Genomic DNA, 22,972 nt, shown 5'->3' with positions numbered 1-22,972 from the left:
TTTATTCTGAACAAGAGAATAATATTTTGGCCAAGGTATATGTCAATAAACAAAAATTATTGCGGCGTACTAAGAGATACGTCGCAATAATTTTATTATGCAATTAAACTGTACTTACTAACTTGGCATATTAATTTTATAAAGCTCCGGCCATTCCAGCCACCATTTGTATTTATCAACAATTTCAGTCCCGTAGCCGAACATATCATCAATGGCTTTCAACATTGTTGAAGCAGTTTCTCCTTTACTGCCTATCCACAGGCCTGCTTCATGGAACCAGGAGTTTTCTTTGGAATTCCATGGACAGACTTTAATACACCTGCCGCAGTTGACGCCTTCCTCATTACTGCAACGGAATACGGTACATTTTTTGTAGTCGCTGTTCCACCGCAGGTAGCCGTTCATTTCCACTGGCTCTTTATCTGGGCTGATAGCTTTAGAAGGACATTCAACAGCACATTTCATGCAAACCCTGCAAAAATCCAACATTCCAAAATCAATGGGTTTATCGGCAACCAAAGGCAAATCGGTGGTAACCGCAGCACATTTGTTGCGGAATCCCATTCTGGGATGAGCAACACAGTCTCCGGTACGGGTATGTTCGCCCAGTCCGGAAGCTATAAGTGCCGGAGGAACGGCAAGACCATAATTGCCAAAATGATGGGCTCTCGCATTATAGCCGATATTTCGAATATATCGCGCCATAATGACGGCAATATTAGCTGTGGCATGATAACAACGCATTGACTGGCTTACAGATATTCCGTCATACCCAGTAGATGCCAAATAGGTTTCCAAATGCTGTTCAACCGCGACAGTAAGGACATAGGGGTACTCCGGTTCTGTATTTGGTACTTCTGCGATCGGCGTTTGTGGCGGAAGGATACCGGCAGCTATTACAGTTATGGGAGGCATACTCTTCGTGCCGTAATAACCGTATGAAGGCATTTGGCCTATACCAACATCATCTGCCCTGAGATAATAAGCGAGATCTTTGATATGCTGGGACATTTGTTCGGGATCGGGAATAGGAAGTTTATCTTTTCTCGGCGTGCCCATGACAGTCTCATCTCCACTAATCATCCCAAGAGCCTGCATTATGCCACCCGTTAAAGGACTTCTTTCGCCCTGGCTAAGGAGTCCGAATTTCGCCTTATTACCCAGTAGACCTCTGGTAGCAAGCCCGAAACCCGAATTAAATTCTCCCGATTTTTTGATCGGCCCAACAATTTTGCTTGTTCCCAACCACTGGTCGTTATTTTCTACAAAGTGAACCGTGGCACCGCCATAATTGTTTACAGGGCGTAATTTCGACCATTGTCCTTTGGCAGGTGTATAGCTTAGGTCATGAATAGCCGCGTTTGCCACCTTGGACGGAGCTGCGATTGCCCCCATGACACCCATCGCGGCAGCAGCTGCCCCGGTTCTCAGAAAACCGCGGCGGCTTACCGAAAATTGCTGCTTGGGTTCTTTTCCCCCACTTTTTGAAATCTCCGACATCAGTTCTCCTCCTCGTATAATTGATTTAGTTCCACCCCACGAGTCCAAAAAACTAATGGAACGTGGGGTATTTAAATGACCATAGAAAACTGGAAATTCAGTTAGTATGGTTAACATCAACAAGATGCGCGCAGGATAACGCATACTCCATGTAGCCATCGTGCCTGTGGGCAGTGTGGACAAGTCAACCCCAAAGCATACTTCAAATTCAACTTGTCCAAAGCCTGTTGGGAAAGCTCTTTTAAGACAGACCCCAAAGTGCTTTTCCACAGGATGGCACTGCCCACAGGCTCAGGATGAGGAATACTTGATTTTGGGAAGGGGGTGCGGGGGAAACCCTTTTTGTTAGAGACTCTTTTGATGACTAACAAATGGCTTTTCCCCTTTAAAGGAACACACTTTCACTAAAAAGATTCCTCAGATCGTTCTTTAACAAAATAGTATTTAAGTTTGTTGGGATTTCAGGCAAAATGGTACCGTGAGGTTCGTTCTGGCAAGGCCTTCTCCTCCTTGAGGCTTTGACCTCTTTATTAAGTCTGACTGCCAGCCCACAATTTGAACTTTTAACTCGAAGGTTGCACAGCTTAAAGGGAATCCCCTCCGATGGTAGCAGATCGGCTGGATCCAAGGTCTTTTTAAGACAAGTGCTGATTCGGCGAGGTTGTTGACCTGTTGTGGTGCCTGGTCCCAACGTTAATCTTACACATTCTTCGGCTCAGAAAGTGAGGTGATTTTACTTGAGTTTATTTGTCGGTATTGATGTGAGTTCCAGTGATTTTAAAGTGCGAATCTTAGATGAGCGGGGTAATGAACCGGTAAAAAAACTGCGGGCTTTGAATGATCAGCCTGGTTGTGAGCAAGTTACCCGATATCTCTCTGAAGCCTGCGCTAAAGAGAATGAGGACCGGCTGGTTATTGGTTTAGAGGCCACTTCCGTGTACAGTTGGCCGTTACAAATGTTCTTGGCGGAAGACCCTTGTTTAGCACCTTTACAGCCCCAAATCTATTCCTTTAACCCCAAGGTCGTTGCTAATTTCAAGAAAGCTTATGTGGACCTTCCGAAGAACGACTGGATTGATGCCTGGGTCATTGCCGAACGTTTACGCTTCGGCCGGCTCCCAGAAGGCTCTCAGGTTGATTTCCGCTACTTACCATTACAGCGCCTCACTCGCTTTCGTTGTCATATGATTGAGATGATCTCCAGAGAGAAGAACTATTTTCTCACGAACTTGTTCTTGAAGTTTAGCACGCTTGCCCAAGGTACGGTTTTTAGCAACACTTTCGGCGCTACTTCTGAATCCTTGACACTTGAGTTTTTTTCTCCAGAAGAGGTTGCGGCTCGACCGCTTGATGAACTGATTGATTTCCTCATGGAGAAAGGAAAAAGTCATTTCGAGGATCCAGAAGCCAAAGCCAGAGAGTTGAAGGAAGCCGCCCGCAAGGCCCATCGACTACGTGGAAGCCTATTGCAACCCATTAACCTTATCCTGGCCACGAGCATCGAAACCATCCACACTTTAGAGAAGCAGGTAAAGAAAATCGATAAGGCGATCGAAGCAGAAATCAGGCATTTCTCTAATACGCTCATTACCGTTCCCGGTATTGGCCCAGTGCTTTCAGCTGGTATTATTGCTGAGATTGGAGACATCCGTCGTTTTCCAAATGAAGGAGCCTTAGCAAAGTTTATTGGGTTAACCTGGCGTTCTCACCAGTCAGGTGATTTTACAGCCGATGACACACCCTTAACCCGAACCGGCAACACCTACTTGCGCAGTTATATCATCCAGGCTGCTAATTAGTACGCCAAAAGGAACCGGAGTACAAAGCCTTCTACCAACGTAAATTCTCGGAAAGTAAGACTCACCATCATCGCCGTGCTCTAGTGCTTACTGCACGTAAACTCGTCCGTATGGTTGATGCTCTGCTACGCAGCAACCAAATCTATATGCCACATGGCAATAGGGGGAATGCAAACTAAGCATGAACTACGATAATTGAAATCCCATTTTTGTAACTTTTTCCCATATCTTTTTGGGAATGAGATGGTTTCTTATTGTCTTTTTTACCCACTGATTATTAACTTACTGAAAAATTGACTCGCTTAGGGTCTTGACATATTACCGAAGGACTTACAAGCCTGAATTGACTCTTTTGCCTTGCTTTTTATGCCGATAAAACCTAATATGCGGGCCAGCACAACGGCCAATACCACTGAAATTCCTCCGAACAGGAAAATCGCTGTGCTTGTTGCCTTGACATGTCCTACGCTGGCATTAATGTAAACAAATGAAATCCCCATGCATGTGATTAAAAACCAAATTACATATAATGCCCAAACCAGCGCGGTCTGCCAATTTTTCTCTTTTTTGGCACGTGGCTTGATAAATAGGATACCGGCCAAAAAAAGAATCCCCGCTAAAAAAATTAAGAATGTACTCATCATTCTCACCTCCTTAAATTTTGCTGCGTGTTTTATAAGATTATTGTATTGGTTATTACAATATCGGTTATAAGTCCCGGATTACATTGCGTATTAGGTGGAACTTTTTTTGCATTTTTGATGAAGAAAAAAATAAACCGCCTTTCGGCGGTATTTAATGATTCATCCAATCCTCAATCAAAACTTTTAGTTGTGGGAAGTCATAAATAATAATCTTACTCCTTGTTTTATTTAAAATATTTTCTTTTTTTAGATATCTTAAAATTTTATTGACCGTTATAAAATGAACCCCTGTTATTTCGGAAATCGCCCTTTGAGATATTTTCACATTGATTTCATAAACATTATCAACCAGTTTCCCTTGTGTATTGCAGAGTAAATAAAAAAATCGTAAAATCCTGACGGATGGCTTATAAAGAACCGCCTCACTAGCCTCATGCATGAAATAACAACGTTTGGATGAAAAACACGTAATAAATTCTAAAAGCAATTCTTTGTTCTCATGAAGGATCATAAGAAATTGAAATTTTTCAAAAAAACAGACGCTGCTATCTTCCTCCGAAACAACATGAACATAAGAGCTTGTAAATATGCCAAGGGCTTCATCTATGAAAGTGTACGGATCCGCATGATACATAAATTTTTGCTTTCCATTCTCATGCATGAAGCTGATACCCAATTTTCCCGAAAGTACGAAGATGATACTATCAATGGTTTCTCCAGGGAAGACGATGGATTCCCCTTTGCGATAATTACGGATGATTCCCAAATGAAGGTAATCGCGAAATTTCAACATCGGATAAAAATTTTGGGGCAAAATATAATGATCATTCATCATTTTTCCCATGTTTATCCCCTTCCGAAAGAGTCTTCCAGTAAGATTTTAATAAGATAGCAACTATTTATTATTATCTTAGACTTATTTTGGATCGAGGGCAAGAAATATATTTTAGTATTTACTAAGTTCTCCTGTGTTTAGCTTAAATGCCTCCTGGCTGTAAATCAACAAAGTTTACCGGTGTTCACATCGTGTATGGGTAGCGAGAAGTTCTGGGGAGGTTCTGGTTTGGGCAAAAACTTTGCTTTGGAAAGGGTAAATCCGATTTAGAAGATTGTTAGGACGGGAAAAATTATTTTCCAGTCCTTGTTTATTATTACTTGACTTCAACATTGTACTAGTGTACTATTTACATAGTGAACTAGTACAATGTTGAAGGGGTGACACAATGAATTTTGATAATACTGCGCCGATTTACATTCAGATTATGAATTTGATTAAGAAAGACATAATTCTAGGAAAAATGAATTTAGGCGAAAAACTGCTGTCATCAAGGGAGTATGCCCAAAACCTGAAGGTGAATCCCAATACCATGGTAAGGGTCTTCAATGAACTGGAACGGGAAGGAGTGACCTTTACCAAACGAGGGGTAGGAACTTTTATTACAGAATCGGAGGAAAAGGTGGAGATTATGAAAAAAGAAATGGCAGAGGATATCGTCAGAAACTTTATTGAAGGAATGATGGAATTGGGATTTAATTTTAACGACATGATCGAGCTGATAAAAAGCAGGCTGGATAAGGAGGCTGTTCAATGACATCTGTATTGATTGCTGAAAATGTCAGCAAAGGATTTTTCCGGAACAAGGCACTGCACGACCTGGATCTGAAGATTGAAGAGGGCAAAGTATACGGACTGCTCGGTCCTAACGGCAGTGGAAAAACTACATTTTTCAAGATTGCCGCAGGCCTTTTTAAGCCAACTTCCGGCAGAATGACGGTTATGGGTTATCCCATCGGGGCAGAAACCAAAAAACTCACGGCTTTTATGCCAACGGATGATTTTCTGTTCGGCTGGATGAAAATTGACGGGATCCTCAGTTTTTACACAGACATGTATGAGGACTTTGATCGAAATAAAGCACTGGAATATTTAACGTTCATGGAATTACAGGAAAATATGAAAGTCAGCAGTTTATCCACGGGCATGAAAGCCAGGCTCAAACTGGCCGTAACGATGGCCCGGAAGGCCAGGCTTTATCTTCTGGACGAACCGCTGAATGGGATTGACCCGATTTCCAGGGAAAAAATTGTAAAGATGATTATGGGTGCTTTCCGCGATGACTGTGCAGTGATTATTTCGAGCCATCTGGTCAGTGAATTGGAAACGATTCTGGATGAAGTAATTTTCCTGGATCGCGGAACGGTCGTCCTGGCTGGTGATGCGGAAAAATTCAGACTGGAGAAATCCTGCTCGATTGAGGCACTGTATAAGGAGGTTTACCATGGCTAATCTGATAAAATATGAATTTATCCGAAAATGGAGGGGCCTGGGCATTTTTATGGCCATCGTCCTGATCCTGAATGCGGTTATTTTGATCAAACTACAAATTGGCACGCATACTCCTGATGAGCAAATGATTGCTCTGGGGGCATTCTTTACGGGAATACTCGGCGTCTTTTTTATCCTATATATCATCGATGTAACAATGATGTACAGCCGCGATCTTGACCATAAGACGGGGTATATGTTTATGCTGACGCCGAACAGTGGCTACAAGATCCTTGGGAGCAAGGTCATTACTGCAATATTGGAAGGATTGCTGTTTCTGCTGGTCTACTTGCTGCTGCTTGCGGTCAATTTTGTGGGATTTTACGGGGAACCTCTCCGGGCTTTGGTCGGAAGTGATCTGTTTTCAATGATTGTCAATCAGGTTCATCTGGAAGGGGTTAATTTGATTTCCTATTTTACAGTGAGTCTGTTGATGATGTTTGTATCGATTGTGGGCTTGTTTTTAATGATCTATGCCGCAATATCCATTCGCAAGAGTATCCTTGCTGAGAAAAAATTCGGCGGTTTGATCAGCTTCATCATCTTTATGCTGTTAGCCTGGGCTGACAGTGCCATAACAAATACGCTGACAACGGATATCTTTAGTGCCAATTCGATGATCAGTCCAGGGGTGCCAAGCTATACGTTTCTTTTGATTCAAATTTTGATTCAGGTGATGCTGGGTGCCGTTTTCTTCTGTGTCTCCGCCTATTTGCTTGAGAATAAAATGGATATGTGATCAGAAGAAATATCTGAATAACGAAAAAAGCTGCTACAGACAAAGATCCGGCGTCTGCAGTAGCTTTTTTCTAGGTATAGGCATTTCTTCGGCAAGTGCCGATACTACTTCCGGAGGGGACGCAACAATTAAAGAACAATTCAGATCAGAAGAGTCTGAGGACATCAGTGTCTTATATTTCTTTAAAAAATGATAAAAATCGCTATAAACCGCTTAAATGCAATATAAATTATGGCATTTTAATGGTATAATTACACCAGTCAAAGTACCTTTAATCTTGATAACAAGGAGTTCACATGAGGTTAGTCAATATCAAATACGTTCAGGAAGGATCTGTGCTGGCCAGACCGATAAGAAACTCCTACGGCAGGATACTTCTCGGTAAAGGAGTCGAGCTCAATAAGAACTATTTAGCAAAGCTTAAAGATATCGGCTACGATATGGTATTCATTCAAGACGAACGGTTTCAAGATGTTGAAATCGGTTATGCCATTATGGACAAGACCAAAGAGATTGCATATAATGCGGTTCGGGGAGTTACCGATGAACTGGAGAAACATCCGGAGGCAGAGATAGATGCGGATTCAGTCCGTTTTGCGGTTCTAAATCTAGTTCAGGATTTGTTGCACAGTTTTGATATCCTTAGTAATCTGACTGATATTAACGGCTACGACGAATATACGTATCATCATTCGATCAACACCACAGTCCTGGCTTTGATGCTCGGAATCGGCAAAGGTTTTACCCAAAACCAGCTTTTGGAGCTCGGGATGGGAGTTCTGATGCATGACATCGGAAAAACAAAAATATCGAAAGAAATTCTAAACAAAAAAGGCAAATTGGAAAAAGAAGAATTTGAGCAGATTAAGACCCATCCGTTGCATGGTTATGAATATATCCGCGGCAATCGTGATTTCAGCATCCTGTCTGCCCATGTTGCGCTGCAGCATCATGAGAAATGGAAGGGCGGGGGCTACCCCAGGGAACTAAGAGAGAATGAAATTCATGAATACGCTAGGATCGCCTCTGTCGCCGACGTGTATGAGGCCTTGACCAGCAAGCGCCCTTATCGCGATGCAATGCCACCTTATCTGGCATACGAATATATCATTGTTCATTCAGGGCTGCAGTTTGACCCTGAAATTGTTCGCATTTTTGCTCAGTCTGTGGCGCCGTATCCGACAGGAACAGGTATAGAGCTTAGTAATGGTTTGCGCGGTGTTGTTATCAAACAAAACCCTATTTTGCCAACAAGACCGGTGGTCAGGGTAATCACTCAAGGTGATCAGGCCCTGGACAATCCGGACGACCTGGATTTATCCAAGCATTTATCTACGATGATCACCACCATTGTGGATCATTGATGAAGTATTATTCCTCTACGAAAATTGGAACGAAGGCGGCAAGAATATGGATATCCAAGGCCTAAATGTATGAACCGATAAGAGACCTTTCGTAGCATTGCTGTGGGAGGTCTCCTTATTATTGGTCATATTCCGAACATTAGAACAAAAAAACAAAATAATGTTCGGATTCTGATTGACCCTGTATTTGTTGTCGGGTAAAATATGTTTAGAATTTATTGCAGATAATATGGTTGAATTTGATTATTTCTGCTCACAAATAAGAAAAAGCATTTAAAGGAGGAAATGAACGAATGATCTCTGTTGGTGTAATCATGGGTAGCGATTCTGATTTTTCCATCATGGAAGAAGCAGCAAAAATCCTGCAGCAATTCTCAGTACCCTTTGAAATGAAAATATCTTCTGCTCACCGCACGCTGAAAAGAACCGTGGAATGGGTGGAAAGTTTTGAGAAACAGGGAGGAAAAGTGATCATCGCCGGAGCCGGTATGGCTGCGCATCTTCCAGGCGTGATCGCCGGAGCCACGACGCGCCCTGTTATTGGTGTCCCGATCAAGAGTGGTGCTTTGGAGGGTGTAGATGCGCTTTATGCAATTGTGCAAATGCCTCCCGGTATCCCGGTCGCCACGGTTGGGATCAACGGTGCCCGCAACGCAGCGCTCTTGGCTGTAGAAATGCTGGCGATCGCTGATCTGGAACTGCAGAACCAGCTGAAAGCTTTTAGACAAAAAATGGCGGCAGATGTTGAAGCCAAGGACAGTGCGCTTCAGGATAAACTGAAAGCTTAGAAAATATTTAAATAAAGGAGAATTTCTGTGATAGAAAGGTACACGCTTCCCGCTATGGGGAGACTATGGCAAGATGAATACCGTCTAACGCTCTGGCTGAAGATAGAAATTGCAGCCTGCGAAGGATGGGCGAAAAAAGGAAAGATCCCGCAAGAGGCTGTCGAAGTAATCCGTCAGAAGGCCGCTTTTTCCTGGGACAGGGTCAAGGAAATTGAAGAAGTCACCCAGCATGACGTATTGGCCTTTTTGACCAATGTCGCTGAGAACGTCGGCGATGAAGCCAAATATATCCATCTCGGACTGACCTCTTCCGATGTACTGGATACATCGCTCTCGCTGCAGCTGGTTGAGGCTTCCGATATCCTGCTCGAGAAGATGGATAAGCTGATTGATGTTTTGGGCAGAAAAGCCCTCGAATACAAAGATACGCTGCAAATGGGAAGATCGCACGGGATTCATGCCGAACCAATCACATTCGGCCTGAAATTCGCACTCTGGTATGACGAAATGAAACGGCAGAGGGAGCGGCTGAAATATGCGCGCGAAGAGATTCGGGTAGGCCAGATTTCGGGTGCAGTCGGCACGTTTGCGAACGTTGATCCTGCCGTGGAAGAATGGGTCTGTGAGAGCCTGGGCTTAAAGCCGGCTCCAGTGTCAACCCAGATTATCCAGCGGGACAGGCATGCATTCTATGTAGGCGTGTTGGCCGGAATCGCTTCTTCACTTGATAAGATTGCTACGGAAATTCGTAATCTGCAGCGGACGGACGTCCATGAGGTCGAAGAACCTTTTGGTAAGGGACAAAAAGGCTCTTCAGCGATGCCGCATAAGAAAAATCCGGTTATTTCGGAAAGAATTTGCGGAATGGCCCGCCTAATCCGCGGGAATGCCCAGGTCGCTTTTGAAAATGTCGCACTCTGGCATGAAAGAGATATATCCCATTCCTCAGCTGAACGCGTGATCCTTCCTGACAGCACCATTGCGCTGGATTATATGCTGCATAAGATGATTCAGACTTTGGAAGGATTAAGAGTGTCCCCGGAACAGATGATGACAAATATTGAAAAGGTCTATGGTCTGATCTTCTCCCAAAGGGTTATGCTGTCGCTGGTCGATAAGGGCATGAGCAGGGAAGCATCCTACGCGCTGGTACAGAAAAATGCAATGAGAGCCTGGGATACCAAAGTGCCGTTTAAGGATTATGTGCTTCAGGATGCTGAGATCATGCAGTTTCTAACCAAAGAAGAAGTTGATGCGCTGTTTGATTATGAGTATCATACGAAAAACATTGACTATATTTTCCGCAGAGTCGGCCTACTGAAATAAATAAACATAAAATCAACTTTTTGAAAATTACCTATTTAAATCACATTGTTATAAGCAGCCTTAAACTCGAACGGTTTATTAAACGATGAAAATTGAATATGGATGTAAATTTAGACATTATTACTGGAGGGTTATGATATGGAAAAGCTCGCAATGCTTTATGAAGGCAAAGCCAAAAAAATCTATGATACGGATGACAAAAATGTTTTCTGGGTCGAGTACAAAGATGATGCAACTGCCTTTAACGGGATAAAAAAGGGTACCATTGTTGACAAAGGGATTATCAACAACAAGATGTCCGCGATGATGTTTTCCTATCTTCAAAAAAATGGCGTGGATACGCATTTTGTTGAGCTTTTAAGTGACAGGGAACAAATTGTCCGGCGCCTGCAGATGGTTCCGTTGGAAATCGTTGTCCGCAATATTGTAGCCGGTAGTCTCGTAAAGAAGGTGGGCAAAGAAGAGGGCTATTCTCTGGCTTCGCCTGTGCTTGAGCTTTATTATAAGGATGACGCGCTCGGTGATCCGATGGTCAATGAAACCCATGCGCTTGCAATGGGATGGGCAACGATCGAACAAATCAACAAAATGAAGGAAATTGCTTTGAAGGTCAATGAGCTCATGACCAAAATTGTTGCCAAGGCCGGGATTGACCTGGTTGACTATAAGCTGGAGTTTGGTCTGATTGACGGCAAAGTCATGCTCGGAGATGAGATTTCTCCGGACACTTGCCGCTTTTGGGACAAAGATACCGGAGAAAAGCTGGACAAGGACCGTTTCCGTCGGGATCTTGGCAAGATTGAAGAAGCGTATGCCGAAGTCTATACCCGTCTGAAGGACGCTGTAGAAAATGCTTAAAGCGATTGCTAAAAATACGATGCTGGAAACATAACTGCTAGAGGACAGAGACAGCATATGACAGTAGTTGAAAGGAGTTCTTGACTGTGGATTTGCTCTGGGATGACAAGCCCAAAGAGGAGTGTGGTCTCTTCGGAATCTTTGCTCCTGAAAAGGAAATTGCCCGTCTGACTTATTATGGCCTTTATGCGTTGCAGCACAGGGGACAGGAAAGTGCGGGGATTGCTGTTTCCGATGGAAGGAAAATCGTTGTAGAAAAAGGAATGGGCTTGGTATCCGAGGTATTCTCGCCTGATTTGCTCGCAGGTCTGCAAGGGAAAATGGCGATTGGACATGTCCGGTATTCAACGACGGGTTCAAGCCTGTTATCGAATGCACAGCCGCTGGTTGTTCATTTTCAGAACGGAATGATGGCGCTGGCGCATAACGGAAATCTGACGAACGCCGTAGAAATCAGACAGGAGCTTGGCAGTCAGGGAACAGTCTTTCAGACAACCATTGACAGCGAAGTCATTCTGAATATGATTGCGCGTTACCGCAGGCATAGCCTGGAAGATGCGATTATCAAAACGATGATTGATATCAAGGGAGCCTATGCACTGCTGATCATGGCTGAAGACAAAATTGTCGGGGCGAGAGATCCCCATGGCCTGAGGCCCTTGTGCATCGGACGTCTGGGAGAGCGGTACTGTTTCGCTTCGGAAAGCTGTGCGCTCGATACGATCGGTGCGGAATTTGTCAGGGACGTTAAACCAGGAGAAGTCGTGACGATCGACGAAGCAGGGCTTCATACCCGTTTCGGTACGCCGCAGGAACGGATTGCCCCCTGCTCTTTTGAATATATTTATTTCGCGCGGCCTGACAGTACGCTGGATAATCTGAATGTCTGGGAAAGCAGGAGGCAAATGGGTGTTCAGCTGGCGAAAGAATGCCCGATTGAAGCTGATGTGATTATTCCGGTTCCGGACTCCGGGACGCCGGCCGCCCTGGGCTATGCCCAAACGCTGGATATCCCTTTTGAGGAGGGGCTGCTCAAAAACAGGTATGTTGGACGGACGTTCATTCAGCCCACGCAGGAGTTAAGAGAAGTTGCTGTCCGGATTAAGCTGAATGCCAACAAGCAGGTCATCCGCGGACGCAGGGTTGTGATGATCGATGATTCGATTGTCAGGGGGACAACGAGCTCCAAGCTTGTCGAAATGGTCAAAGGATGCGGCGCCAAGGAGGTTCATCTTCTGATTAGCTCACCTCCGGTGAAGTATTCCTGCTATTATGGCATCGATACGGCCGAAAGGGAAAAATTAATTGCTAATCAAATGAACATCGATGAAATTCGCAGGTTTGTCGGGGCGGACACCCTGTACTATCTGTCGGAGGAAGGGCTGAAAAAGGCTTTGGGTAGTGATTCAGTCTGTCTGGCCTGTTTTAACGGTGAGTATCCGACCACTGTTCCGAAGAAGTTTTCCAAAGAAGACATGGAGTGTTAAACTAGCCGTTAGGAGGAGTAATCATGGGAATTACCTATAAAGATGCCGGTGTGGATATCCAGGCCGGAAATGATGCTGTAGAGAAAATTAAGCCTGCGGTAGCTGCAACCTGGCGGCCCGGAGTATTAGGGGGACTCGGCGGATTCGGCGGATTGTTCAGTCTGGATCTGCAAAAATATTCTGATCCCGTGCTGGTTTCCGGTACGGATGGTGTCGGAACAAAATTGCGGCTGGCTTTTCAGTTGGATAAGCATGATACCATCGGCCAGGACGCTGTTGCAATGTGCGTGAATGATGTTCTGGTCCAGGGCGCCGAGCCATTGTTTTTTCTAGATTATCTTGCAGTAGGGAAACTGGTTCCGGAAAGAATTGCTTCCATTGTAGGCGGCGTGGCCGAAGGCTGCCGTCTGGCAGGCTGTGCACTGATTGGCGGAGAGACTGCTGAGATGCCCGGTTTCTACGTTGAAGAAGAATATGATATTGCCGGCTTCGCTGTGGGTGCGGTGAACAGGGACAAGTTGATTGACGGCTCGGACATCCGCGAAGGGGATATTCTTCTGGGACTGAAGTCCAGCGGACTGCACAGCAACGGCTTTTCTCTGGTCCGCAAGATTTTTGCGGAATACCCCCTTGACAAGGTATTCCCGGAACTCGGGAGATCGCTCGGGGAAGTATTGATCACCCCGACCAGAATCTATGTAAAGTCAGTACTGGCGCTTCTGGACAAGATTGCTGTTCCGGGTATGGTACATATTACCGGCGGCGGTCTGACTGAAAATGTTCCAAGGGTTCTGTCGTCCGGACTCGGAACGGAGATCGTCACTTCCGCGTGGCAAGTTCCGCCGGTATTTGAGTTAATGCAGAAGCTTGGCAATGTTGAAGATGAGGAGATGTTAAGGACGTTTAATATGGGAATCGGGTTTGTTCTGATCATTCATCCTGAAGATGAAAAGCAGGCCATGGATATTCTGGCTGCAAACGGCGAAGAGCCGATCAGGATAGGCAGTGTGATTTCCGGTCAAGGAGTGAGCTATCGATGAAAGCAGCCGTACTCGCTTCAGGGCGTGGCAGCAACCTGCAAGCCTTGCTGGACGAATGGCAGGATGGCCAGCTCCCTGTAGAATTTGTCGGCGTAGGTTCGAATAAAATAGACGCAGAGGCTCTGGTTAGGGCAGAAAGAATCGGTATTCAGGTCCGGACTTTTCCGAGGGAAAGTTATGCAGACAATAGCTCTCAGGAAACGGATATCTTAAACTGGCTTGAAGTCATCGGTACGGAACTGCTGATTCTGGCCGGTTACATGCAGGTGTTAAGCTCGGATTTTATCCGCAGGGCCGAATATCCGATTCTGAACATCCATCCTTCGCTGCTGCCGTCTTTTCCGGGCTTACATCCCCAAAAACAGGCAGTGGAATATGGTGTTAAAGTCAGCGGCTGCACGGTGCATTTTGTGGACGAGGGAATGGATTCCGGACCGATTATCCTGCAGGAGACGGTGCCGGTTTTTGCTGAGGATGACGCCGACCAGCTAGCTGCAAGAATCCTGAAAGTTGAGCACACGATATATCCAGAGGCAGTCAGACTGATTGCGAATGGGAAGATAAAAAGAGAGGGAAGAAGAGTGATCGTCCTCAGAGACTCATAATCGCGAGTACCTTGTCAACCCTAAAATTATCATAAATGGCGAGCAGATTTCTTGTAAAGCAAGGAGCTGCAAGACAATGCAGTATTACGAGAAATATGCCGCTCAGGATATATAAGATTTAGGGTTGAGATGGCACGAATGTATCGGCGTATTTAAGGATTATTCGGGGGTTGTTCCAAAGAATAATTTTGGATTGTTCTGAGGAAATCTCCAAGGAATGATGATAGGGGGTTGACATGATGGTGAAAAAAGCAGTGATCAGTGTTTCAGACAAAACAGGTATTGTAGAATTTGCCGGAGGCCTTGTTGCCGAGGGCTTTGAACTGATTTCAACAGGCGGTACGTATAAGACATTGAAAGAAGCGGATATTCCTGTTCGTTATGTCAGTGAAATTACAGGGTTTCCGGAAATTCTTGATGGCAGAGTAAAAACCCTGCATCCAAAGATTCACGGCGGAATCCTCGCAATTGATACTGAGAAACACCGGGCTCAGTGCGCGGAAAACGGAATTGATTTTATCGATTTGGTTTGTGTAAATCTTTACCCTTTCAGAGAAACGATTGCCAAAGAAGGGGTTACCTTCGAAGAAGCGATCGAGAATATTGATATCGGCGGACCGACCATGGTCCGTTCAGCTGCGAAAAATCACAACAGAGTAACCATTATCGTCAATCCGGAAAACTACGGCAGGGTGATTGAGAGCCTCAGGGAGAACGGTCTAATCCCATTGGCCTTGCGGAAGGAACTTGCAGCCGAAGCGTTTGCGCATACGGCGGAATATGACCGTCTGATTGCTGGATATCTGGAAGGTCAAATCAATACAAAAGCCTCTTTTCCCCAGCATCTCCGTCTGGTGGCGGCAAAGGTGCAGGATCTTCGCTATGGAGAAAATCCCGGGCAGCAGGCGGCCTTTTATGCGGACCCGGAGGCCGGAAAAGGGACACTTGCCTATGGCCAGCAGCTCCAGGGCAAGGAGCTGTCCTATAATAACTGGATGGACATGGACGCGGCCTGGAAAATCGCTATGGAATATGACAAGACAGTCTGTGTGATCATTAAACATACCAATCCATGTGGTGTTGCGCTTGGAAACTCACTGCTGGAAGCTTATCAAAGAGCGCTGGAAGCGGATCCGGTCTCGGCGTACGGCGGAATTATTGCGCTTAACCGCGTGATAGATGAGGTCACAGCTGAAGCGATTAAAGAGAAATTCTACGAAGTGATCATTGCTCCAGATTTCAGCCCGCGGGCGAAGGAGATTTTGGCTGCAAAGGTTAACCTTCGTTTGTTCGCAGTTGGCAGGGAAGCGTGCTGTAAGACGCGGGGCTGGAAAATCCGTACGATAAACGGCGGTTTCCTGGTTCAAGATGAGGATGAGGGAACAACACCGCCTGTCGAATGGGAAGTCGTTACAGAAACCAAGCCGACCGAAGATGATCTGGCGGAACTGGAGTTTGCCTGGAAAGCCTGCAAGCATGTCAAATCCAATGCGATCGTCATTTCGGCGAAGAGACAGGTCATCGGTGTTGGAGCCGGCCAGATGAACAGAGTCGGCTCGGCGAAAATCGCGCTTGAGCAGGCTGCAGAAAAAGCACAGGGCGCCTATATGGCTTCGGATGCTTTCCTGCCATTCCCGGATACGGTCGAACTGGCTCATTCCCATGGGATCGAAGCCATTGTTCATCCCGGTGGTTCTATCCGGGACAAAGAAGTGATTGAAACAGCCAACAGGCTTGGGATGATTATTCTCCATACCGGAAGAAGGCATTTTGAGCACTAAGAATAAATATTACTTATTGAGGTGGGAAAACGATGGCTGACTTGTCTGGTTGTCAAAAAAACGGGAAGAAAATTTTGGTTGTAGGCTCAGGAGGAAGGGAGCATGCTCTTGCCTGGAAAATCAATCAGAGCACTTCTTGTCAGAAACTCTTTGTAGCTCCGGGTAACGCAGGAACAGAGCAATGGAATGTCCCGATCAAGGCCAATGAACTTGACGCTTTGGTTGACTTTGCCAAGGATGAAGGGATTGATCTTACGGTTATTGGTCCTGAGGAACCGCTTAGTCTGGGAATTGTCAACGCTTTTCAGGCTGCAGGTCTCAGAGTTTTTGGCCCGTCCGGAGCGGCGGCGACGCTTGAAAGCAGCAAAGCCTTTGCCAAGGAAATTATGGCACAGGCGAAGGTCCCGACAGCAGACTACCGGACTTTTACCGAGAAGAGTGAAGCGGAAAGATACATCAGACAAACCGGCGCTCCAATTGTCATTAAAGCGGATGGTCTGGCAGCAGGTAAAGGGGTTATTGTGGCAGCTACACTGGAAGAGGCGTTTGAAGGTATCGAGACCATTATGGGTGGGGCCTTTGGTGCTGCCGGAGACAAGGTCGTGGTAGAAGAATTCCTGGAGGGGCAGGAGGTCAGTCTGCTGTGCTTTTGCGACGGTGAAAAGGCTCTCCCGATGACCCCCGTTCAGGATCACAAGAGAGCGCTTGACGGGGATATGGGGTTAAATACAGGCGGAATGGGGACTTATTCGCCGCCTCCTTTCTGGACCAAAGCATTGGAACAGGAAGTTATCAATACGATCGCTCAGCCGACGCTTTTAGTTATGCGCCAAAGAGGAACTCCATTTACCGGCGTACTGTTTTTAGGCTTAATGATTACGGCCAAAGGCCCAAAACTCCTGGAATACAATGTCCGGTTCGGTGATCCTGAGACACAGGTTGTGATGACCCTGCTCAAGTCGGACTTGATCCCAATCTTCGAAGCGTGTATCGACGGGAAACTGTCCGAAGTCAAAGTCGAATGGCATGATGGCACCGCGCTGTGTGTGGTCATGGCAGCTCCAGGTTATCCGGGTGAATACAGGAAGGGGATTCCGATCAGTCTTACGATGACCCAAGAAAACCAGGTAGTTTTCCATGCCGGCACGGAGATGGAAGACGGAAAACTGGTCAGTTCAGGCGGCCGGGTACTTGGAGTTACCGTCCGTGATGCATCCATCGCGGCAGCCAGGGAGAATGTCTATGCACTAGTCGACAGCATCGATTTCCCTGATGCCCATTTCCGCACCGACATAGGGATTAAAGGACTCAACATGTGATGATAATTCCGGAGCTTATTCCAATCGGAATGAATGAATTTGGATCGAATTCAAGATGAAGGAGGTTTTAGAATGTTTATCAGCGAATTGTTCCAACAGAAAAAGGTCGTATCTTTTGAGATTTTCCCACCAAAGCTTACTTCATCTATAGAGGTCATTTACGATACGATTGATGCTCTGGCACCGCTCCGTCCTGATTTTATCAGTGTTACCTACGGTGCCGGAGGAAGTACCAGCAAAACGACCGCAGAAATTGCATCCATTGTTGAAAATAAATACAACATTAATTCTTTGGCCCACCTGACTTGTATTACCTCTTCCAAAGAACAAATTGAGGGAACACTGACGCAGCTGGCAGACAGCAACGTCTCCAATATTCTCGCTTTACGGGGAGATATTCCGAAGGGTTCGGAAGAGACCGGCAGGGCGAGGGATTTTCAATATGCTTCCGATCTTGTCGCGTATATCCAGGACAAACATTCGTTCTGCCTGGGCGGCGCCTGTTATCCGGAAGGCCATCCCGAGTGTCCCGATAAAGACCAGGATATTGAAAATCTTCGGCGGAAAGTGGATGCCGGAGTGGGGTTTCTTGTTACACAGTTGTTCTATGACAATGATGCCTTTTTTCGTTTCCAGGAGAAAGTTGCTAATCTAAACATCAATGTTCCAATTCTGGCAGGGATCATGCCAATCACTAATCGGGTTCAGATTGAAAGAATATTAGCACTGTCGAATGCACGGATGCCGCAAAAACTGATTAAAATACTTGACAAATTTGAGCATAACATGGAAGCTTTAAAAGATGCCGGTATTGCTTACGCGACCAAACAAATTGTGGAATTGCTTGCAAATGATATTGACGGTGTCCATATCTATACAATGAACAAACCGCAGATTGCGAAGGACTTAGTCCGCAATCTCGATTCTCTTTTCTATGCGGTGAACAGCCAGGAAACCAGGAAGGAAGGCAACCTAGCTTAAATCTAAAACGACAGGATTACAGAAATGGATAATCATCGAATTGATTCAAAGTTAATCGCTGAAATTCTGGGGGTATCTGTGCCAAGTATCCGCAACTGGGTCCGGCATGGCTATCTCCATCCTTCTGATCCTGACGGGAAGGTCTTTGATCTTGATGAGGTGCTCCTGCTTCGGGAACGGATTGCGCAGGGAGAGCTTGACCGCTTAAGAAAAAGAGCAAACAAAGCCGGAGCTGATAAACGATTTGTCCCGACAGAATACATCCCAAACGAACGAACACGTAAGCAGATCATGGATATATTGACGTATCTGCTCCGGCACAACATAGACCGGGGATGGGCAGTCTTCATTCTGGCTTTGAATCTTTTTCGGAGATCGGGAGACATATTGTCCGACGACCTGAAACAAATTATTGATTTCCCGGAAGCTATTTTCCAGCGACAGCATGTCCGCATAGAGCTAAAGAATTTTTATCAGGATATACTCAGGACATCTAAAAAATCTTCTTTAGGATCTTCTTTGAAGTTTTCGTACGGCAGGCCGGATTCTCAGCACCTTGAATATCTTTTTAACATCCGTTTTCCTTTAGAAGAAGATATACTCGGTGTCATCTATCAATCACTGACCATGGAGGGAAATAAAGCTCGCCTTGGTTCTTACTTTACCCCGCCAGGCATTGCGTATGACGCTGTCCGGGCTTATATCCGCAGCGGACAGAAGGTGCTTGATCCCTGCTGCGGCACGGGACAGTATCTTTTATCCTTTGCCCGGAATATGGACGAACCCGAAAACATCTATGGGATGGACCTCGATCTGACATCGGTAAGGATTGCCAGACTCAATCTTCTGTTGACATGTTCCCGGGATTTTCAGCCTAACGTTATTCACTGCAATACTTTAACCGATATGCGACGGGAATCTTCCGCTTTCGGGAAATTTGATTTTGTAGCCACGAACCCTCCGTGGGGAGCGGAGATTGATGCGGGTGTCCGCCAGAAAATGGCTGTGGAGTTTCCGGAAATAACTTCCGGGGAGTCCTTTTCTTATTTTCTCAGGGCGAGTCTTGATCTGCTGAAAGACGGAGGGGTTATCTCGTTTATTCTGCCAGAATCCATTCTGAACATCCGTGCTCATGCCGATATCAGAGGATATTTGCTTGAGAATTGCCAGATCATCAGGATCGAATATCTGGGCAGGAGATTTAAAAATGTCTTCTCAGCGGTGGTCCGCCTCGATCTCAGAAAAGCCTTGCCATCGGAGCAGGACCAAGTCCTGGTGAAATTTCCGGAACAGGAATACCTGGTTTCTCAGGAAAGGTTTCGGAGTAATGACTGGCACATTTTTGATATTTACCTGAGCAGCCAGGAGGAAGTTATTTTCAGCAAGGTCTATTCGACCAGACATACTTACCTGAAAGATAAGGCCGGCTGGGCCTTGGGAATCGTCACCGGAGATAATCGGAGATACCTGCTTCAGATGAACGGTCCGGGTGCTGAGCCGGTCTACAAGGGCTCAGATGTGGACAGGTTCGTTCTGAAGAAGCCGTCTTCTTTTTTACGGTTTCAGCCGGACAAGTTCCAGCAAACAGCACCGGAGCAAAAATATAGGGCGGCGGAGAAACTGATTTACCGTTTCATTTCTGAAAGACTTGTTTTTGCCTATGATGATCAGGGCAGTCTTACACTGAACAGTGCCAATATCCTGATCCCCGAACCAGAAAACTATCCGGTGAAATTAATTCTTGCTTTATTTAACAGCAGCCTTTATCAATTTCTTTTCCGCAAGAAATTTCATACCCTGAAAGTGCTCCGGGGAGATCTGGAACTACTTCCGCTGCCCTTATGGGAACAGGCAGTGATTGACCATATCCTGCAATTAACAGACCGAATCATCATTGGGGAAGATCAGTTTGAAATCCTAGATGAATTCATTATGGAACAGTTTAGGCTGACGCCCGAGGAACGCCGTCATATCAGAGATTTTTCCGCATGAACAGATGACGAGTTATCTGCTATAATTGATACAGCATCCGATTTTTTGACATCAGCAGGGAGGAACCTTGAAATTGAGCGGATACGCAGAGGTGCTGATCGATGTCGCCAACAGGCGTCTTGATCAGAGTTTTCATTATTACATTCCGGACAATCTCGTAATTCATGCGGGGATGATGGTGGTTGTCCCGCTTAAGTACAGAAAAGTCCGGGGCCTCGTTGTCAGTATCAGTTCCGACCCGCCTGAACTCGACGGTGAGCCCAAATTCCGCAGCATAGAAGCGGTCCTGGAGGAAAACTATCTAATTCCACCGGAGCTCATAGAATTGGCCTGCTGGCTTTCGGAGACGACGATCTGCCCAAAGGCGCAAGCCCTTCATTCAGTGTGGCCTTTTTTAAAGGGAAAGGGAGAAACCTGGATGACTTCCATGGCCAGCATGGACGATGAGGACGTTAAAGTTTTGGAGCTTCTCGATCCGGATACATTTCAGGTCTTAAAAACCCTTAACAGGTCGCGCCGGGGAGGTCTGCCGGAAAATGTCCTGCTAAAAAGAAGCGGAGCGAAGAAAGAACTGCTTGAGGATATGCTTAAGCAGGGATGGATCAAAAAAGAAATCCGGTTTTCCGGAAAAACAGGCAGTCCCGACATAAATGAAAGAAAAAAAAATAACAGGGAGAATAAAATTGATATAGACTCAGATAAAGACATAGACGCCGATATAAAAAACAATATTGAGCAGATAACAGCTGGTTCCGTTTGGCACATTACAGGCACATTAAGTCCTGCCCAGGAAAAAGCTTTCCAGGATATTCTGGCGTTTCGCAATAAAAATGATGGCGGGACGGTTTTGATCCATGGGATAACCGGCAGTGGCAAGACAGAGGTTTATAAAGAGCTGGTGGCAAAGGTACTGGTTGAAGGCGGCGATGTTATTCTGCTTGTACCTGAGATTTCACTTACTTCTCAGATCTCTAGAATATTTCTGGAACAGTTCGGAGATATTGTCGGAATTATTCATTCAGGCATCAGCTCCGGCGATAAACTAGCAATTTGGGAGCAAATTCTGCAACGGAATAAGCGCGTGATTATCGGAGCGCGCTCCGCTGTTTTTGCGCCTCTGTCAAACCTTAAACTGATCATACTGGATGAGGAACACGATAACGCTTATAAACAGGATGAAAACCCAAAATATCATGCGCGGGACGTCGCACGGAAAAGGATGGAAGACAGAGGCGGGCTTGTGCTTCTGGGCAGCGCTACCCCATCCCTGGAAGCGTATGCGGCGGCCCAAAGGGATAAGATTGGTCTTGTGTCGCTGGAAGAACGCTTCAACCAACGGGCTTTACCCGCTGTCGATATTGTGGATATGAAACAGGAACTGGCCAGCGGCAATAAAACAATGTTTTCCATGGTACTCAGAAACAAGCTTCAGGAGAGAATCGACAACGGAGAACAAAGTATCCTTTTTCTGAACCGCAGAGGTTATTCCACTTTTGTATTTTGCCGTGAATGCGGGTATGTCGCACGCTGCCCGCATTGTGATGTTTCCCTGACATATCACAGTCATAATCAGCAGCTGTGTTGTCACTACTGCAATTATCAACAGGATGTTTTTCACCGTTGCCCGGAATGCAACAGCCGATTTATCCGTTTCTTCGGCCAGGGAACCCAAAAAGTTGAAGAAGAGGTTTCCGCTTTGTTCCCAGGAGTTGAAGTCTTACGGCTGGATACCGACACGACCTCCGGTTCCCGGGAGTACAATAGAATTCTAGAACGGTTTCGCAGCGGAGAGGTTCCGATTCTTGTCGGGACTCAAATGCTGGCTAAAGGGCTGGATTTCCCGAACGTTACCCTTGTCGGTGTAATCTCTGCCGACCAGCTTTTCAATATGCCCGACTTTCGATCCAGAGAACGAGCTTTCCAGCTGCTGACTCAGGTTGCTGGCAGGGCAGGACGTGGGGCTAAAGGCGGCGAAGTGGTGATCCAGACCTATTCACCTGAAGAGAGATCGATCCAGCGGGCAGCCAAACAGGATTATGCAGCCTTTTTTTGGGAAGAGATCACTTACCGCAAACAGCAAAGTTATCCGCCGTTTGCTCATATCATCAGGATCATGATTTTTCATGAAAAAGAAGATCGGGTAATCAAAGCGGCTCAGGACCTGGCCAACAGCATCCGTCTGGTGCTTGCTGATCAGGATCAGGAATATGTGATTCTGGGCCCAGCACCGGCTGTTTTGACCAGGCTGAAGAATGAATTTCGCTGGCAGGTGTCGGTCAAAGGAAAGAACCCGGCGGTCCTCCGCAGGATCGTCCATCAAGGAGTCCGGGCTTTCTATCTTGGAACGGCCAGTTCAGGGATCAATATCAGTATTGAGGTGAATCCGCTATCTTAAATACAACATATTTGAGGTAGGTCAGCAC

18 protein-coding genes and 1 pseudogene are annotated in these 22,972 nt (G+C 45.9%); 16 read left to right on the top strand and 3 right to left on the bottom strand.

Translation table 11 applies throughout. From position 1 onward, the window contains the following. Nucleotides 1–117: 117 nt before the first annotated feature. Nucleotides 118–1,500: a reductive dehalogenase gene (locus DHBDCA_RS10830; protein WP_015045361.1), complete on the bottom strand. Its 1,383-nt coding sequence runs from the start codon at nucleotides 1,498–1,500 to the stop codon at nucleotides 118–120. A gap of 737 nt (nucleotides 1,501–2,237) precedes the next feature. On the opposite strand from DHBDCA_RS10830, the pseudogene DHBDCA_RS10825 reads away from it, so the two are divergent. Then, nucleotides 2,238–3,478, top strand: a pseudogene (locus tag DHBDCA_RS10825) (IS110 family transposase). Nucleotides 3,479–3,601: 123 nt separating this feature from the next. Here the strand turns inward: DHBDCA_RS10825 and DHBDCA_RS10820 are convergent. Both DHBDCA_RS10820 and DHBDCA_RS10815 read right to left on the bottom strand, forming a co-directional pair. After that, nucleotides 3,602–3,940, bottom strand: a complete 339-nt coding sequence (locus DHBDCA_RS10820) for a dehalogenase (RefSeq protein WP_193352155.1) — start codon at nucleotides 3,938–3,940, stop codon at nucleotides 3,602–3,604. Between the two features lie 154 nt (nucleotides 3,941–4,094). Beyond that, nucleotides 4,095–4,787 carry a Crp/Fnr family transcriptional regulator gene (locus DHBDCA_RS10815; protein WP_015044246.1) on the bottom strand — a complete coding sequence of 231 codons (693 nt, stop codon included), beginning with the start codon at nucleotides 4,785–4,787 and terminating at the stop codon, nucleotides 4,095–4,097. A gap of 379 nt (nucleotides 4,788–5,166) precedes the next feature. Here DHBDCA_RS10815 and DHBDCA_RS10810 point away from each other — a divergent pair, with 379 nt between their 5' ends. From DHBDCA_RS10810 to priA, 15 genes are all read left to right on the top strand, one after another. Next, nucleotides 5,167–5,535: a GntR family transcriptional regulator gene (locus tag DHBDCA_RS10810; RefSeq protein ID WP_015044245.1), complete on the top strand. Its 369-nt coding sequence runs from the start codon at nucleotides 5,167–5,169 to the stop codon at nucleotides 5,533–5,535. Then, entirely contained in the window at nucleotides 5,532–6,230 is a 699-nt protein-coding gene (locus DHBDCA_RS10805) for an ABC transporter ATP-binding protein (protein ID WP_015044244.1), read from the top strand. The genes DHBDCA_RS10810 and DHBDCA_RS10805 overlap by 4 nt, the downstream gene beginning before the upstream one ends. Then, a complete protein-coding gene (locus DHBDCA_RS10800) occupies nucleotides 6,223–7,008 on the top strand; it encodes an ABC transporter ATP-binding protein (protein WP_015044243.1) in 786 nt (261 codons plus the stop codon). Before DHBDCA_RS10805 ends, DHBDCA_RS10800 begins: the two co-directional genes overlap by 8 nt. A gap of 296 nt (nucleotides 7,009–7,304) precedes the next feature. Then, entirely contained in the window at nucleotides 7,305–8,372 is a 1,068-nt protein-coding gene (locus DHBDCA_RS10795) for an HD-GYP domain-containing protein (protein ID WP_015044241.1), read from the top strand. A gap of 293 nt (nucleotides 8,373–8,665) precedes the next feature. Further along, nucleotides 8,666–9,160 (top strand): 5-(carboxyamino)imidazole ribonucleotide mutase, encoded by a 495-nt coding sequence (purE, locus tag DHBDCA_RS10790; RefSeq protein WP_015044240.1) that lies wholly within the window; start codon nucleotides 8,666–8,668, stop codon nucleotides 9,158–9,160. A gap of 27 nt (nucleotides 9,161–9,187) precedes the next feature. Further along, the gene (purB, locus tag DHBDCA_RS10785) at nucleotides 9,188–10,486 is read left to right on the top strand and encodes an adenylosuccinate lyase (RefSeq protein WP_015044239.1); all 1,299 of its coding nucleotides are present in this window, start codon (nucleotides 9,188–9,190) and stop codon (nucleotides 10,484–10,486) included. Between the two features lie 138 nt (nucleotides 10,487–10,624). Further along, nucleotides 10,625–11,344, top strand: coding sequence for a phosphoribosylaminoimidazolesuccinocarboxamide synthase (gene purC, locus DHBDCA_RS10780; RefSeq protein ID WP_015044238.1), 720 nt, complete (start codon nucleotides 10,625–10,627; stop codon nucleotides 11,342–11,344). Between the two features lie 86 nt (nucleotides 11,345–11,430). Then, complete coding sequence (gene purF / locus DHBDCA_RS10775) at nucleotides 11,431–12,831, top strand: amidophosphoribosyltransferase (protein WP_015044237.1); 1,401 nt, start codon at nucleotides 11,431–11,433, stop codon at nucleotides 12,829–12,831. Nucleotides 12,832–12,854: 23 nt separating this feature from the next. Further along, entirely contained in the window at nucleotides 12,855–13,871 is a 1,017-nt protein-coding gene (purM, locus tag DHBDCA_RS10770) for a phosphoribosylformylglycinamidine cyclo-ligase (protein WP_015044236.1), read from the top strand. Beyond that, nucleotides 13,868–14,476, top strand: coding sequence for a phosphoribosylglycinamide formyltransferase (purN, locus tag DHBDCA_RS10765; RefSeq protein WP_015044235.1), 609 nt, complete (start codon nucleotides 13,868–13,870; stop codon nucleotides 14,474–14,476). The genes purM and purN overlap by 4 nt, the downstream gene beginning before the upstream one ends. Before the next feature lie 239 nt (nucleotides 14,477–14,715). Continuing rightward, on the top strand, nucleotides 14,716–16,257 hold the full coding sequence (gene purH, locus DHBDCA_RS10760) for a bifunctional phosphoribosylaminoimidazolecarboxamide formyltransferase/IMP cyclohydrolase (protein ID WP_034378672.1): 1,542 nt from the start codon (nucleotides 14,716–14,718) through the stop codon (nucleotides 16,255–16,257). 32 nt (nucleotides 16,258–16,289) lie between these two features. After that, complete coding sequence (purD, locus tag DHBDCA_RS10755; RefSeq protein ID WP_015044233.1) at nucleotides 16,290–17,576, top strand: phosphoribosylamine--glycine ligase; 1,287 nt, start codon at nucleotides 16,290–16,292, stop codon at nucleotides 17,574–17,576. 72 nt (nucleotides 17,577–17,648) lie between these two features. After that, complete coding sequence (metF, locus tag DHBDCA_RS10750; RefSeq protein ID WP_015044232.1) at nucleotides 17,649–18,557, top strand: methylenetetrahydrofolate reductase [NAD(P)H]; 909 nt, start codon at nucleotides 17,649–17,651, stop codon at nucleotides 18,555–18,557. 24 nt (nucleotides 18,558–18,581) lie between these two features. After that, nucleotides 18,582–20,549, top strand: coding sequence for an N-6 DNA methylase (locus tag DHBDCA_RS10745; protein WP_015044231.1), 1,968 nt, complete (start codon nucleotides 18,582–18,584; stop codon nucleotides 20,547–20,549). 73 nt (nucleotides 20,550–20,622) lie between these two features. Next, entirely contained in the window at nucleotides 20,623–22,944 is a 2,322-nt protein-coding gene (gene priA, locus DHBDCA_RS10740; RefSeq protein ID WP_015045360.1) for a replication restart helicase PriA, read from the top strand. Nucleotides 22,945–22,972: the final 28 nt, after the last annotated feature.

This window comes from Dehalobacter sp. DCA, from assembly GCF_000305775.1.
In the GTDB taxonomy this organism is placed as follows: Bacteria; Bacillota; Desulfitobacteriia; order Desulfitobacteriales; family Syntrophobotulaceae; genus Dehalobacter; species Dehalobacter alkaniphilus.
Note: the sequence above shows the minus strand (reverse complement) of the source record. Positions and strands in the feature narration are given on the sequence as shown.